At 35.8% G+C, this 15,663-nt stretch carries 14 protein-coding genes; 12 read left to right on the top strand and 2 right to left on the bottom strand.

The window, feature by feature from the left end; translation table 11 throughout:
• Positions 1–109: 109 nt before the first annotated feature.
• The 12 genes from HVN35_01215 (at position 110) to HVN35_01160 (ending at position 14,373) form a co-directional block, all read left to right on the top strand.
• Positions 110–2,890: a DUF3578 domain-containing protein gene (locus tag HVN35_01215; protein NYB51172.1), complete on the top strand. Its 2,781-nt coding sequence runs from the start codon at positions 110–112 to the stop codon at positions 2,888–2,890.
• 5 nt (positions 2,891–2,895) lie between these two features.
• Complete coding sequence (locus HVN35_01210) at positions 2,896–3,123, top strand: hypothetical protein (GenBank protein ID NYB51171.1); 228 nt, start codon at positions 2,896–2,898, stop codon at positions 3,121–3,123.
• The gene (locus tag HVN35_01205) at positions 3,120–4,034 is read left to right on the top strand and encodes a 5-methylcytosine-specific restriction system specificity protein McrC (GenBank protein ID NYB51170.1); all 915 of its coding nucleotides are present in this window, start codon (positions 3,120–3,122) and stop codon (positions 4,032–4,034) included. Before HVN35_01210 ends, HVN35_01205 begins: the two co-directional genes overlap by 4 nt.
• Positions 4,035–4,427: 393 nt before the next feature.
• Positions 4,428–4,739 carry a translation initiation factor eIF-1A gene (eif1A, locus tag HVN35_01200; GenBank protein ID NYB51169.1) on the top strand — a complete coding sequence of 104 codons (312 nt, stop codon included), beginning with the start codon at positions 4,428–4,430 and terminating at the stop codon, positions 4,737–4,739.
• A 408-nt stretch (positions 4,740–5,147) separates the two neighbouring features.
• Complete coding sequence (locus HVN35_01195; GenBank protein NYB51168.1) at positions 5,148–5,918, top strand: serine protein kinase RIO; 771 nt, start codon at positions 5,148–5,150, stop codon at positions 5,916–5,918.
• Between the two features lie 62 nt (positions 5,919–5,980).
• The gene (locus HVN35_01190) at positions 5,981–6,544 is read left to right on the top strand and encodes an RNA-processing protein (protein NYB51167.1); all 564 of its coding nucleotides are present in this window, start codon (positions 5,981–5,983) and stop codon (positions 6,542–6,544) included.
• A 62-nt stretch (positions 6,545–6,606) separates the two neighbouring features.
• Positions 6,607–8,172 (top strand): DNA topoisomerase VI subunit B, encoded by a 1,566-nt coding sequence (top6B, locus tag HVN35_01185; GenBank protein ID NYB51166.1) that lies wholly within the window; start codon positions 6,607–6,609, stop codon positions 8,170–8,172.
• Complete coding sequence (locus tag HVN35_01180; GenBank protein ID NYB51165.1) at positions 8,165–9,220, top strand: DNA topoisomerase IV subunit A; 1,056 nt, start codon at positions 8,165–8,167, stop codon at positions 9,218–9,220. Before top6B ends, HVN35_01180 begins: the two co-directional genes overlap by 8 nt.
• Before the next feature lie 335 nt (positions 9,221–9,555).
• On the top strand, positions 9,556–10,572 hold the full coding sequence (locus HVN35_01175; protein ID NYB51164.1) for a phosphorylating glyceraldehyde-3-phosphate dehydrogenase: 1,017 nt from the start codon (positions 9,556–9,558) through the stop codon (positions 10,570–10,572).
• A gap of 526 nt (positions 10,573–11,098) precedes the next feature.
• A complete protein-coding gene (gene pscS, locus HVN35_01170; GenBank protein ID NYB51163.1) occupies positions 11,099–12,247 on the top strand; it encodes an O-phospho-L-seryl-tRNA:Cys-tRNA synthase in 1,149 nt (382 codons plus the stop codon).
• A gap of 191 nt (positions 12,248–12,438) precedes the next feature.
• A complete protein-coding gene (locus HVN35_01165; GenBank protein ID NYB51162.1) occupies positions 12,439–13,440 on the top strand; it encodes an NERD domain-containing protein in 1,002 nt (333 codons plus the stop codon).
• Between the two features lie 54 nt (positions 13,441–13,494).
• On the top strand, positions 13,495–14,373 hold the full coding sequence (locus tag HVN35_01160; protein NYB51161.1) for a patatin-like phospholipase family protein: 879 nt from the start codon (positions 13,495–13,497) through the stop codon (positions 14,371–14,373).
• A 111-nt stretch (positions 14,374–14,484) separates the two neighbouring features.
• Here HVN35_01160 and HVN35_01155 read toward each other — a convergent pair whose 3' ends face one another.
• Together HVN35_01155 and HVN35_01150 are read right to left on the bottom strand one after the other, a co-directional pair.
• The gene (locus tag HVN35_01155) at positions 14,485–15,246 is read right to left on the bottom strand and encodes a nitroreductase family protein (protein ID NYB51160.1); all 762 of its coding nucleotides are present in this window, start codon (positions 15,244–15,246) and stop codon (positions 14,485–14,487) included.
• Between the two features lie 46 nt (positions 15,247–15,292).
• Positions 15,293–15,571 carry a transcriptional regulator gene (locus HVN35_01150; GenBank protein ID NYB51159.1) on the bottom strand — a complete coding sequence of 93 codons (279 nt, stop codon included), beginning with the start codon at positions 15,569–15,571 and terminating at the stop codon, positions 15,293–15,295.
• Positions 15,572–15,663: the final 92 nt, after the last annotated feature.

The raw sequence follows: 15,663 nt of genomic DNA, 5'->3' as shown, positions 1-15,663 counted from the left end.
ATATAAAAAAGGTTATCGTCTGCAAACTTACTAATTGGTTCATTTGTAGCTGACTTTTTTTATTCTTTTAAACCAATGATTACATAACTAAATAGTAGGGGGAAGTTCCTTGTTATCAGATGATTTTAAAGAAATTCTAGATCAATATCCCATAGAGAAGAAAAAAGATATTAAAGACAATCATTTTGCTTACAAAATGCGTAACGATTTTCTAGATGATTTAAAGCATTTTTTAGAGTCCATGCTGGATCTTGATAAATATAACATAAAAATATCTCATGGGCAGGGTAAATGGGTTGAAACACCGTGGGCAGGAATTACAAAGTTCAATAGTTTCCAAGAGGGGCTTAATATAGGTTTTACTTTTTTTCCAGATGATAAACTTGTCACATTACATATTGTACAGGGACACCAAAAAATCTCAAATTCGACATATAATGAAAGAAAAAAGGTACTAATTGGGATAATCAATCAACATAAGAATTTACGTTCAATATTAGAAAGACAAAATTTTACAGTACAAAAAACTTTAAACAGTGAAGATAGCAGTGAAATTATAGAGAAATTATATAAATATGATGAACTTAAAGATGACGACTTAAAAGAAGATTTAAGAGTACTTTTGGAAGCTTATCAAAAATTAACTCCCAAATATGAAGAAATGATGGGAAAGAAAACTGATTCTAATGATTTAAGATCTAAATTAGAATATAGAAGTAATTTGTCAAATGACCCAAATTCACATGATGGTTCTTATGAATTAGTAAATAAAACTGTTGAGTTTATTTCTAATGTAAATCCATCAAAACTGAACGTAAAAGACATGGATTTATTGTATTTAATGACTGTAGGAACATGGAAGTGTGGATGGGACTGTAAGTTACGTAGAATTGAAAACAGTAATCTTAAAGAAAATGATAAAAAGTCATTGATTCAAGTTTTAAATTCAGTCAAGGGGAAATTAGAAAACGGAGAATATAATAATTCAAAGGATCATGTGGGAATGTTTGGGGCTGGATTTATGGCTTTTGAAGGAAAATTGGATGGTGTAGATGCCAGAAAATTTTTAAGTCTGTGTGTAGAGCTTCAAAAAGCCGATAATGATGAAGTGATGTACAAGAAAGCTGAAAAAGTATTAAGTAGAGGAATCAAGGGATTAGGTGTTGCCACTGTTTCACAAATTTTACATTGCTTGAAGCCATTCACATTCCCCATAATTAATGGTGCTATGGGTAAAGGCACAATTGTCTATGATGAACTAGGAATTGAGTTAAAAAAACCTGTCTCAGAATCTAATTATATTGAAAACGCGATGTTAATTAAAAAATTTAAAGATACCAATTATGGTTTTATTAAGAATTATCGGGCTATTGATCTATTAAATTTTGAAATGGACAATAATAATTTAGAAAATGGCAAAAATGTTTGGTTATTAAGTCCTGGTGAAGATGCAGCCTATTGGGATGAATTTAGAAAAAATAATATTATTACTATTGGTTGGGGCAAATTAGGAGACTTAACCCAGTATGGTGGAGACAAAGACAAAATATTAGACGCACTAGAAAAAACATATCCCAAGAAATCAGGAACATATCGTGCTCAGGGTAGAAATAAAACCCCTAAACAAACAAATAATGCAAAAGCCATTTTAGATTTTTCACAAGAAATGAAGGTAGGAGATATTGTTTTTATTAAAAAAGGTACAACCACACTTTTAGGTGTAGGAATTATAACTTCTGATTATAAATTTTCTAAAGAATCTATGATTCCCATTGGATTAGAAAAAGTACCTGATTATAATCATTTTCGTGACGTAAAATGGTTGAAGTGTGGAGAATTTGATGCTACCCCTGAAGGCAAGATGAACCAGAAAACTTTAACAAATATTACAAATTATCCATCTAAGGCCTTTGAAGGGTTGCTCTATTATCAGGCTTTAGCAAAATTGATGGATGACTTTCCAATTGATGAATATATGCATCACCGAAAAAAACTTGGGATCAAATATGATAAAGAAGATTTTCTAGATGAGGTAGTATTTTTAGAAGAAGACTATAATCAACTAGTAAATCTCATAAAAAGAAAGAAAAACATTATTCTTCAAGGTCCTCCCGGTGTTGGGAAAAGTTTTATTGCAAAAAGATTAGCTTATTCCATCATGGGATGTAAGGATGAAACCCGTGTTGAATTTATTCAATTCCATCAAAGTTATTCTTATGAAGATTTTATCCAAGGTTTTCGTCCTGCTATAGATGGATTTGAATTAAAAAACGGAGTTTTCTACAATTTTTGCAGGAAAGCACAAGATGATCAAGAAAATGATTATTACTTCATAATCGATGAAATTAACCGGGGAAATATCAGTAAAATCTTTGGTGAAATAATGATGCTCATTGAGGAAGATAAAAGAGGAGAAGAGTTTGCAATACATTTAACCTACTCTGATGAAGATGAGCCTAAATTTTATATTCCTAACAATGTATATGTCATAGGAATGATGAATACTGCAGATAGAAGTTTAGCCATGATAGATTATGCTTTAAGGAGAAGATTTGTTTTTTACTCTGTTGATCCACTCTTTGAAGAAGAGGATCTATTTAAAAATCATTTAATTGGTTTGGGACTTAAAGAAGAACTAGCTAACAAGATCATATCCCGTTTCATAAAATTAAATCAGAAAATTTCGGAAGATGATAGTTTAGGAGATGGTTTTAAAATTGGTCATAGTTATTTCTGTGGAGAAGGATTTATTGATGATAGTTATGGATTTAAAAATGATGAAGATTGGTATAATTCCATAATAAATTATGAAATAGCCCCTCTTTTAAAGGAATATTGGTTTGATAGTCTAGAAACTGCCCAAGAAGAAATTGATAAACTTATTAATTGATTTTAATGATAACTGAAAGTAAAAAAAAACAAACAAACAAATCGGATGAATATCAACCAGATGGAGACATGGTTTCCAGGAAAAATGAGATTCCTATTAAAAATATTTACTATATGCTTAGCTATGCTTATACGAACCTCAAAATTGATGAAAACGTTAAGAAAGAATCTGAAAACTTTGAAAATATATATGAACTGTTATCACGGGTCTTAATTTCAGGTGTAAACAATTGATAAAAAGAGGATTCTATAAAGAGTATATTACAAGAGATGAAGATATCAAAAATATTCGCGGGAAAATCAACATTAACGAAACAATAAAAAGACAAACACAGATCTATAAAAAGTTAAACTGCATTTATGATGAATTTAGTGAGGATGTTTTGTTTAATTCTATAATTAAAAGCACGATTAATAATTTAATTAGAATTAAAGATTTAAATAAGAAATTAAAAGGTGAATTAAATAAATTAACTCTATTTTTTGATTTTGTAGCATCAATTGATTTAAGCCAACGTGTTTTCAGTTTAATTTTGTGGAATAGGAATAATCAACATTACAAGTTAATAATAAATATATGTGAATTGATCTTCAACTTAGAGCTTCCTGATGAGTCTAAAGATGGAGAAATCAATTTCAAAGACTTCATAAAAAGACATGAGAAGGAAATCGCCACCCTGTTTGAAAACTTTGTATTTAATTATTATAAAAAAGAATTTAAATATTTAAAAGTTTATAAACCCCATATAGAGTGGAATTTAGACTGGAAATACGAAAATAATTCTGATAACAACTTACTACCTACTATGAGAACAGATATTGTTTTAGAAAATAAAGATCTAGAATCTACCAATGCTAAACAGCTTGTAATTGATACTAAATTTTATTCAAGTATTTTATCTACTTATTATGAAAAATCATCCTTGAACTCTGGAAATCTCTATCAAATTTATTCTTATGTAAATAATAGCTCATTTTCTGGTGAAGTTAGGGGAATGTTACTTTATGCTGCCCTAGGAGAAGAAATTGATTTAGATTATAAACTCGGAGAACATATCATATACATAAAGACACTTAACCTAAATCAAGACTGGGTTGGAATAGATAAAAGATTAAAAGAGATAGCTAATTTAATTTCCTTTTAAGGCTTCGATCCCTAATCTGACTAATCAGATTTCGTATTTAGAGATTTAATATTTTGGTTATAGGCCTATTAAAGTTGTTGAAAAATAGCCAGATTAGAAATATGTTTTTTAAAAAAAATTTAAGGAAATATTACACTTTATCTGCAGTTTAAGGTGATGTGCGTACAATTTATTGAATTTTGGTTTAAATATTACATTTTTCAATATTTTAAAAAATCCAAATTATTCACATTTAAAAAACGGATTTTTTTTATTCAAGGGGTGTTTTTTTATACTCTGAAACACAATATAAAAAGAAAGAGTAAATGAATAAAGATGAATGTCAATAATAAGCACCATCTTTTTTATTGATTATTATCTTACTCATCATTTTAAAAATAAGGAGGAGAGTATTTGAGCAGAGGTCATAACCGCGATCAACAAACTCAGGAAGTGAGGAGGGTAAGATCCCCTAGAAGGGGAGAAATACCTGGTGTAGTAGAACAAATTATGGGACATGGTAAGCTTAAGGTGCGATGTAGCGATGGAAAAATAAGGCTCTGTCGTATTCCTGGGAAGATGAAGAAAAGAATCTGGATTAGAGAAGGAGACGTTGTTTTAATTAAACCATGGGCATTCCAGAGTGATGAAAAAGCAGATGTTATCTGGAGATACACTAGAACTGAATCCAACTACTTAGAACGTCGCGGATTCCTAAAACTCTGATATTGTTCATTAGATTTTCAATATCCTATATTATTTTCATTTAAAACTTGATTGAAGAACTCAAAAACTTGAAATAAAATAACAATGAATATAATTTAATAATATTAAATAATATTTTATTAAACTATGTTTATTAAATTATGGATGATTATTTTGGAAATTATAAAATCTTCCGGAATTATTAAATCCTGAAAAGTTCATATAATTACAATATATATGACCAGTGTATGACTAGTGTAAGATTTTATTTAAAATAATACTAATTTTTCCATTATTTTAATTTTTCAGGATTGATTTATGGACAAATTAGATTTATATAATTTATATAATTAATTAATCAAAAATTACTTAATTAACCATTAGAAAATGCGAAAAATCGTTATGTGAGATTTAATTGATGTGCTGGAAATGGAATCCCCTGTAACCAAGTCAGATATTAGCCTGCAGAAAATGCGGGAAGTGAAACGTCTGAAAAGTGTTGAAGATAAGAGAGTGGGTAGTGAGGTTTTTGACAGAATTACCCTGAAAACCCTGTACAAACTTGCTAATCAGGGTTATATTCATCTTTTAAACGGAGCTATCAGCACTGGTAAAGAGGCTAATGTTTTTAAAGGTGCTGATGAGGATGGAAATATTGTGGCTGTCAAAATATACCGGGTCACCACTTCAGATTTTAAAAAAATGCAATTTTACATCCAGGGAGATCCCAGATTCAATGTCAGAAGTAATAGTAAGCGTCAGCTGATAAATAATTGGGTTTTGAAGGAATTTAAAAACCTTAACCGAGCATACAATGCAGGAGTGCGAGTTCCTAAACCAATCATAGCTAAAAATAATGTGCTGGTCATGGAATTCATAGGAGATGAATATGGCAATCCAGCACAACTTCTGCGCCAGAGTGAAATTTCCAATCCCAAATACGTGGCTTGTAAAATAATTGATTACATTAAAAAGCTATATAAAGATGCAGAAATTGTTCATGGAGATTTATCTGGTTTTAACATCCTAATGGAAGATGGAGAACCGGTTATAATTGATCTGTCACAGGGCCTGGTGGTTGATCATCCCCTGGCAGTGGGGCTTTTAAACCGGGATATTGACAACTTGATTAAAGATTTCAAAAAAATGGGTATTGAAATATCCCATGATAAGATTAAAAGAAAAATTATGGATTTATGAGGATAGAAAAGTATATGTTAAAGGATAATGTAATATCTTTTCAAGGAGTAGAGGTGAACATTTTGCCAAACACAGAGTATCTTAAGATCCCCAAGGAAAGAGTGGGGGTACTTATTGGACCGCATGGAAAAACCAAGGAAACCATTGAAAAAACCACCCAAACCAGTATAGACGTGGACAGCGAAGCGGGAAGCATTGCTATAGCGCCACAAGAAGAATCTAAAGACCCTTTATCTGTTTGGAAAGCCCGTTACATGGTTAAAGCCATAGGCAGGGGATTCAACCCAGAAATAGCACTTAAACTTACTGATGATGAGGTAATGCTTGAGATTATCAACCTTCCCGATTATGTGGGTAAGTCAAAAAAGGCTATTTTAAGGCAAAAAGGACGTATTATTGGTAAAGATGGTAAAACCAGGGATATTATCACTGAAATGACCGGAACTTATGTTTCAATTTATGGAAAAACAGTTTCCATCATTGGTGACATGGAACATTTACAGATCGCCAAAGAAGCAGTAGAGATGATCTTAGATGGTGCCCGGCATAAAACAGTTTACGCCTTTCTGGAGCGTAAAAAACAGGAAATGAAACTCAGAGAAATCAAAATGGGGCCACCAATATAATTCACCCCCTACATAAAAATCATTACAGAACCTAATATTCAGAATCTTTAAGGAGGCATAGTTTGGAGCGAGAAGCAGCTGAACTTTTTGAGGAATTTAAAGAACTCACCGCATCTGAATTTTTCAGAAGAAACAAACAGATGCTGGGCTTTTCCGGGAAAATCCGGTCTTTAACCATGGTATTCCACGAACTGATCACCAACAGTCTGGATGCTGCGGAAGAAGCAGGGATACTTCCGGAAATAAAAATAGACCTCAAACGTTTAGATAAAGATCATTACATACTCAGACACACTGATAATGGACCTGGAATCCCTGAACCTTTTATAACCAAGGTTTACAGTACCATGTTTGCTGGTTCCAAGTTCAGGAACATTCAATCACGTGGACAGCAGGGATTAGGTTGCAGTGGATGTGTTTTATTATCACAGATGACCACCGGGAAACCTGCAAAAGTTATTTCAGGTTACAAGGATGGAGACACTCTTAAAGGCGTTGAAATGACCTTTAAGATGGATGTAAAGAAAAATAAAGGATTGGTTCTGGAGCGGAAGGATGTTGAAGTTCAAAACACCGGGGTGTCCATTGAATTACACTTTAAGGATGTTTCTTATTCCCTCTCAGAACAGGGAGCCTATGAATACATTCGAAGAACCATGATCGCCAACCCTCATGCTAAGATCACCTTCCGAGACCCCACAGGACACAAATATATTTTTAAAAGGGCTACTGAATTAATCCCTCCCCTGCCAAAGGAAGTACTTCCCCATCCCAAAGGAGTTACAGCGGATGATCTAATATTCATGGCCAAACACACCGATAAACGCCGCTTCCGCAGTCTGCTGACCAGTAACCTTTCCAGAATGTCCACTAAAAGGGTTAACGAGATCGAAGAAATCACAGGTATTGACCTTAACAAACGTCCCAAGGACATGAAATGGGAAGAAGCAGAAAAGATCGTGGAAACTTTCGCCAAAATGGACTTCATGGCACCACCCACCTCTGGACTTATACCCATAGGAAAGGAGCAGATAGAAAAAGGAATCAGGGAAATTTTGAATCCTGAATTCGTAGCCACTACAACTCGGAAGCCTAAAACATTCCGTGGAGGAGTTTCATTCATAATCGAAGCAGGTATTGCCTATGGGGGGGATTCCGGAAGAATGGTTGGTGAACAGAGAAAAGCAGAGATTATGCGTTTTGCCAATCGTGTGCCCCTGGCCTTTGACCAGGGCAGCTGTGCCATAACCGAAGCCCTCAAAAGTGTGGACTGGAAACGTTACGGGATAAGAGACCTTGATAACGCTCCCATTACTGTGTTCGTGAATATTGTCTCCACCAACGTACCCTACCTTTCCACTGGTAAACAGAGCGTGGCTCCTGAGCCTGATATTCTCCATGAGGTGAGACAGGCCACCATGAAGATTGCTCGTAGCATGCAGAAATACTTGCGCGCTAAAAAAGCTGCCAAGGAAGAAGCTATGCGTTCCAAGGTGTTTGAAAGCCTGGTTCCAGTTATAATACGTGAGGCAGCTGTGCTTGCAGAGAAGGATGTTCCTGAATATGATGCCGTACTAGCTAAAGTCACCCGCAGATCCAAATACGAAGGCGTGGTTCAAGATGAATAAGAAAGAAATTGCCGTTAACAAACTTAAAAGCCTGGGAGAGATGATCTTAGAAGATGTTAAAAATAACAATGTCCCAGCAATTAAAGTTCCTTCCCGTGGAACATCTAACATAGTCTACGATGATGAAAAGCGTTATTACGTGTTGGGAGATCGTTACGGGAAACGATCTCTGGGTAATGTTAAACAAATAAGTAAACTGGCCCAGATGGTTTATGTGGCCAACTTCTGTAAGGATTTGGTTCGTCGTAACAAAACAGCCACTTTAAGGGAGATGTACTACGTCTCAGAAGGTTGGGATGTGGATTTTGGAGACCAGCAGGAATCCAACATCGTTGGAGAGGACTTGGAAGTTACCCTGGGAATGACCCGTGAAGACTTGGGTCTGATGCCTGAAGAAGACGGAGCATCAGTTTATGGAAACATCACACTGAAGGATGATGATGTGGAAATAAACGCTCTTAGAGCCGGTAAATCTGGTTACACCATATCTCCCACCATTGACGAAGTGGAATTCGTGGACCATGATGTGCAGAGGGTTATTGCAGTGGAAACCATGGGTATGTTCCACAGGATGGTTCAAGAAAATGCTTACAAAAAATTTGACTCCCTTATTGTTGGTTTGAAGGGTCAGGCTGCGCGTGCCACCAGACGTTTCCTGAAAAGGGTTAATGAGGAACTCAATCTGCCGGTTTATATTTGTAATGACGGAGACCCCTGGGGATTTCACATTGCCATGGTTATCATCAGTGGAAGTGCCAAACTGGCCCACGTGAACCACCAGCTGGCAACACCTGATGCCAAGTTCCTGGGTGTTACTGCCTCGGATATCATCAACTACGATCTTCCCACCGACCCCCTTAAAGATATCGATGTTTTAAGGCTTAAAGAACTCTCCAAGGACCCCCGCTACAAAGATGAAAACTGGCAGGTGGAGATTAAGAAGATGCTCAAGATCGGGAAAAAAGCAGAACAGCAGTCTTTCTCCAAATACGGGCTAGAGTACGTGGTTGACACCTACCTACCTGAAAAACTTGAAGCACTGGAATAAATACGTAAATAACAGCCTTTAGATTTAAAAGGCTGAAAAAACTTTTTTTTTCATTTTTAAAAAAGATTTTTATTCTTTTTTCAATCCATATTTTATTTTTTTCATTGATTATCAAAACTTTCCAATGCCCTACTTTATTTTAAAGTTTTCCTAGTTTCAAAGATCCTTATTTATCTCCAATTTATAACCCCTTCATTGGAAATGGTGATGGACTAGTTTTTATAATAATAAAACTGATTAAAAGATGCTATCCTTTTTTAAAATTGAAACATAAAATTTATTATGTTCTAAAAAAGATAGATACTTTATATAATACTATAACGGGGATTTTATATATGAAGAACGTCGGGATAAATGGATACGGTACTATTGGTAAAAGAGTGGCAGATGCTGTTGCATGTCAGGATGATATGCAGATTGTTGGAGTGACTAAGAGAACACCTGACTTTGAAGCTCAAATGGCTGTGGATAAAGGATTCCCACTCTATATAAGTGCACCGGAGAGGGAAGGACTCTTTGAAGAAGCAGGAATAAAAGTTACAGGTACCATTGATGATCTCTACAATAAAATAGATGTAATGGTAGACTGCACCCCCGGAGGAATAGGTGCTAAAAATAAAGAAATCTATGCTGAAAAAGGTGTGAAAGGCATATTCCAGGGTGGAGAAAAACACGAGCAAATAGGAAAATCATTTAATTCATTTACCAATTATAAGGATAACTGGGGAGCAGATTTCGTTCGGGTGGTCAGCTGTAACACCACCGGACTCTGCAGAACTTTAAAACCAATCGACGACCTCTGCGGTATAAAAAAGGTTCGAGCCGTGATGGTTCGTCGTGGAGCAGACCCCGGGCAGATTAAATCAGGACCTATCAACGCTATAGTTCCCAACCCCCCAACTGTGCCATCTCACCACGGCCCTGATGTGCAAACTGTTATGTATGACCTGGATATTACTACCATGGCCTTACTGGTACCCACCACCATCATGCACCAGCACAACCTTATGGTGGAACTGGAAAACCCACCAGCAGTGGATGATGTGATTGAAGCTCTGGAAGCAACCCCTCGTGTTCTGCTGGTGGAAGCAGAGAAAGGTTTAGACTCCACAGCAACGGTTATGGAATGTGCACGAGATTTGGGTAGATCCAGAAGCGACCTATTTGAAATAGCTGTGTGGAAAGAGTCTTTAAACATTAAAGATGGTGAACTCTTTTACATGCAAGCCATACACCAAGAATCAGATGTTGTACCCGAGAATGTGGATTGCATACGTGCCATGTTAGAAATGGAGGAAGAACCATCTAAATCCATTGAAAAAACCAATAAGAATATGGGAATAATCGGATAAATTTCTCATTTTTTTATCCTTTTTTCCTGCGATCTAATATAAACCTCAGAAATTATTGTAGAACTCTTCTGAGAATTATTTATTAATGAATACTCTGTTTATACTTGATAGACCATCAATAAAAACCCTAACTATTAGAAACAGAATAATAATTCAACTTTATCCAGTCAACTAAATTTAAGCTAATTGATAGCCATAAAAAATTTCAGAAATTTCTGTATAATATAATTTCATCATAAACTATCCATTATCATTTATCATGTCCATGTGAAAAAATGGGAAAAAATAAAAATTTAAAATCTCACATCCAACCTTGAGAGATGGAACAAATGTCCCCCCCCCCAATTTCTCGGAGATTAGAGAAATAAATTAGAGAATAAAGAGATTATACCTACCATATTCTGTTTATACGTGGCAATTTAACTTGGTTTTCCATTGAATTCAGTAAATAAAAAAATAACTTGAAATCTAGAAATAATGTGAGATAAAGTTTAAATGTTTAATATCAATATTTCGGTGACAAGATATGCAATGCCAGGATTACTCCCTCAACAGAAACACTGAAAGAGATAACTTAAACCTCAACCCCCTCCAGAGGGGTGGTGTGCTTCCTCCGGAATCCCGGAAGGCACTTTATGAATTCTCAGATGGATACAGCATCTGCGATTACTGTGCTGGTCGTCTGGATGAAGTGTCCAAACCATCCATCCACGGTTTTCTGGAGGATCTGGCCAGTTTCATCAATACCGATTATGCAAGGACAGTGCACGGTGCAAGGGAAGGTAAATTTGCAGTAATGCATGCAATTTGTCGTCCGGGAGATACGGTAGTAATGGATGGTAATGCCCACTACACCAGTCACCTGGCAGCAGAAAGAAACAAACTCAACATTGTGGAGGTTCCCAGTAGCGAAGAACCCGAATATCGCATTGAACCAGTGGCTTATCAGGAAGTTCTAGACAGCCTTTATGACCGGGGAGAAGAGGTTAGTCTGGTTCTTTTAACCCATGTGGATGGTAATTACGGCAACCTAACTGACGCCAGGGCCATTGGAAAAATTGCTCATGATGCAGGTATACCCTTCCTTTTAAATTGTGCTTACTCCATGGGACGAATGCCTATAGATGCTAAGAAGTGGAATGTGGATTTCGTGGTGGGAAGTGGGCATAAAAGCATGGCTGCCTCCGGCCCCATTGGTGTTCTGGGAGTGCAGGAAGAATGGGTAGAACAGGTTCTTAAAAGGTCTATGCGACATCAGGTTAAAGAATTGGAAATGCTGGGATGCACCAGTAGAGGAGCTCCCATTGCAACTTTAATGGCATCACTCCCCCATTTAATAGATCGGGTGAATAAATGGGATGTTGAAGTAGAGAAAACTCGTTATTTTGTTTCTGAAATGGAAAAAATCAGTGGAGTGAAACAAGTGGGAGTACGACCAAAAGAACATGACTTAGTACGGTTTGAAACTCCATTTTTCCATCGCATCGCTCAAAAACATCCACGGAAAGGTTTTTATCTTTATGAAGAACTCAAAAAAAGGAATATTGTAGGTATCAAAAGGGGTCAGACCCAGTGGTTCAAGTGCAGTGTTTATGGTTTCAGCCAGGAACAGGTACATTACATTGCACATTCTTTTGCTGAAATTGCTTCTAAATTCAGAGAACTAGCTGATTGACTTGTCCAGTAATATCTCAGCATCTATTGAAATTTTTGGAAATTCAGAGGAAATCAGAGATATGTCAAACTGGAATCAGATTATAGCCAATCAATCACTTAATATTTCAATTTTATTTATTAATAGTTAATTTAATGATTAATGAGCCTCAAAAATAAAATTGAAACATGATTACTGAGGGGTTGCATTCCATGGGATATTTGTTCTGTCAAAAATGTGGAGGCTATTACGAACTTAGTGAAGGAGAAACCTTAGATGAATTTGCGCATTGCTCTTGTGGAGGTAGTTTAATCTACACTGAGAAAATCAAAGAACAAAGCCATCCACACAATACTTCTGAGAATTTAAATGAATCTAAAGATAAAAAAACTTCCATTCCTCCTCCTGAAGGGATTAATTCAAGGGAATTCGCTGATGATTTGGATGAAAAATCCAAAAACAAAACTAAAATGGACTATTACAATTTAAAATACCATAATGAGAAGCAAATATCTAAATTGGGCCTTATTCTAATGTTTATAGGATTATTATTGCTTATTTTAGCTTTTTTTTATCCTTTCTTATTATTTGGAACTGTAATAAATAATCCTGATAATTTTATTGGTTTATTTGTTCAAACTATTTGGATTTATATGATTTCCATAATTACGATGATTTTGGGAGCTTTCTTATTCCTCTTTTTCAATATTAGTATGAGTAACACCAAGAAAAGATCCAAAACCAGTCATATCAGGGAAAACTTGAAGAATCTCCCTGGTAGTTATACAATATTCCAAAATATCAGGATTCCCAAAACGAGAAGTTTAATTGGTCACATGGTCATTGGATCCAATGGTATCTTTATAATCCATCATGGAAGCAATAAGGGAAACTTCGTCATTCTAAAGGATGAATGGTGGAGATTGCAGGGAAACAAAAGAACTAAATCTGCATTTAATCCTGCTAAAACCGTTAAAATGAATGTGGTTGATTTAAAAAGGTTTTTAAACACACACAATGTTGATGTGGATTATAGGTTAATCACCCCCATTGTATCATTCCCTTCCAGACAGTTCACGGTTGAGGAAGCACCTGAGAAATACAATTTAATGCCACCAGAGGAAGTTTCCGAGTTTATAATCAACACCAAAAGGACCATGGATCCCCAACTTATGATGCGAGTTATTGCTTTAATAGCCCGCCACTCCAATTAATCTCCAAATAGTTTTCATGAATAATATTCGAGTTCAAGGAGGTGTATGATTAAAATGGATGGAAACCTATCAAATGCACTGATATTGAGTGGAACAGGAATTACAGGAATTGCCTGGGAGTTAGGTGTCCTTTTTGGATTTGAAGAAGGTGGAGTGGATGTAATTAACGCCAATCTAATTGCAAGCACATCAGCCGGCTCAATAGTGGGTGCTCAGATTTGCAGTGGTAAGAAAATGGAATATCTCTATCATCAGCAGCTGAAGTTCATTAAGGAAACCATGAAAAATGAAGTCATCATCAAAGGGCAAGAATTCCGTAAAATGATGGCAGCAGTAATCATGAGTTCTCCTGATTCAAAAACTGCCAGGATTCGTATTGGAGAAGCAGCTCTGGCAGCCAGTACCATGAGTGAGGGAGAGTATTTGGAGTTAATTGCAGAATATCTCCCCAGCCAGGAGTGGGATAGGAAGAGGAATCTGATAATCAATACCGTAAATGCAGAAAATGGTGAATGGGTAACCTTTGACTCTAATTCAAATATACCACTGCTAATTGCTGTGGCAGCTAGTTCAGCTGTTCCAGGAATGTTTCCACCAATTACAATAAATGGTAAACGTTATATTGATGGAGGGATAGCCGGGACCAATGCGGATTTAGGAAAAGGTTATGATGGGGTTCTAATATTAGTAGCTGAACCCAGCATAATTCATCCCCCCATGGGCCCTACCATGCACCGGAAGAGCTTCCAAGAAGAACTTAAGGAACTAGAACAATCAGGATGCAAAGTGATGATCATCACGCCTGATGAAGAGTCATTGCGCATTAAAGGAACCAACCCCTGGGATGTAACTTTAGCCAGTGCCTCTGCAGAGGCGGGTTACAGGCAGGGAATAAGCCTGTCTGAGGAAGTTAAAAGTTTCTGGGATTTTTAGTAAGAAGATATGGCTGGGATTAGATTCTTTTATATAAATAATGAATCGAAAGGGAGTTAAATGTGCTACTTGGAAAGTATACTCCTTGGAATGTGAATCTAATGTGGTTATTTAACTTAATCGGATGCTGATGACATATTCATATCCCTGGGGAGAGTTTTGCTGGGCATGTTCATCAAAAATGAATTCAACACTTTTACTGAAATGCTCTGCAGCCACTTTTAAATGGTAAAGTGCAATACCCATATCAATTGGAATATACTTCTTAAGCATAATTGCCCTGATGATATTGGGTTTTAGTGAATAGGCATGGATAATGTTTTTATCACCGGTGAAGTACCAGGGCTGACTATTGGTAGCAGAAGGTGCCAGGCGAGCTGCCTCCAGCAACTCATCAATTTCATTCCCACTTACATTGCATATTTTTTGTAAAGGTTTTCGCTTGAATTCCAGGATGCTCCTCCGGTGCAGTGGAACTTTCGCCTGGCCAAAGGCCATTAAAATCACGAATTCAAGTTTTGAACTTTTAAAAACATCTTTAGTTGGTTTGGGGATTCCCTGCCAGCAACTGCCCAGATCATGGGCAGAAAAATAGAGATCCATCTGTTGTAGCATGAATCCTATGTTGGTTTTATACCCTTCAGAAGATTCTGAAAAAGCGGCAATGTAGTGTGGTGCTTTCTTCATCATCCGTTGATTAACATCCTCATGGGAAATGATCTTAAAATCAGTTTTTACATCCTTAAATAAGGATTTTAAAGAATTTATCTCTTTTTTGATGTTTTTTAGAGTGCCTTCATCCAGAGGAGTTAATTCATAGTTACGAATAGACTTTCTCTTGAAAATGATGGGATAATAATCAGAACTCCCCATTATTTTGTCTCCTTTAAAAATAGTATAAAATTGCTTCGATTTTTAATTACCTGGATTTGTATTTATCATCAAATCTTCGCCAGGATTTTGCAATGTAAGGCTCACATTTATCCAGTTCTGTTAAAAGACACATCTTTATTGTTTCACTCTTGATCTCTTTTTCTTCGTCTATTTTTTTATTTATATTGGCTAATACTGCGCTGATAATGTCTTGTTTTTCTTCTAAAGTGTAACCTGCATCAATAGTTGCCTTCTGGAGGGAGCCTTTAATTTTATTAGGATTGAAAGATTCCACATTACCCTTCTTTTTTACGACTTTTTTCAACTAATTCACCACCCATTAAAATATTGTAATTAAATTTATTTATTTATTTCCAAAGTTGTAAAAAAGATAAGATTATCCGTGAAAGTTATTTT

The sequence above is a fragment of the Methanobacteriaceae archaeon genome, from assembly GCA_013403005.1.
GTDB lineage: Archaea > Methanobacteriota > Methanobacteria > Methanobacteriales > Methanobacteriaceae > Methanobacterium.
Note: the sequence above shows the minus strand (reverse complement) of the source record. Positions and strands in the feature narration are given on the sequence as shown.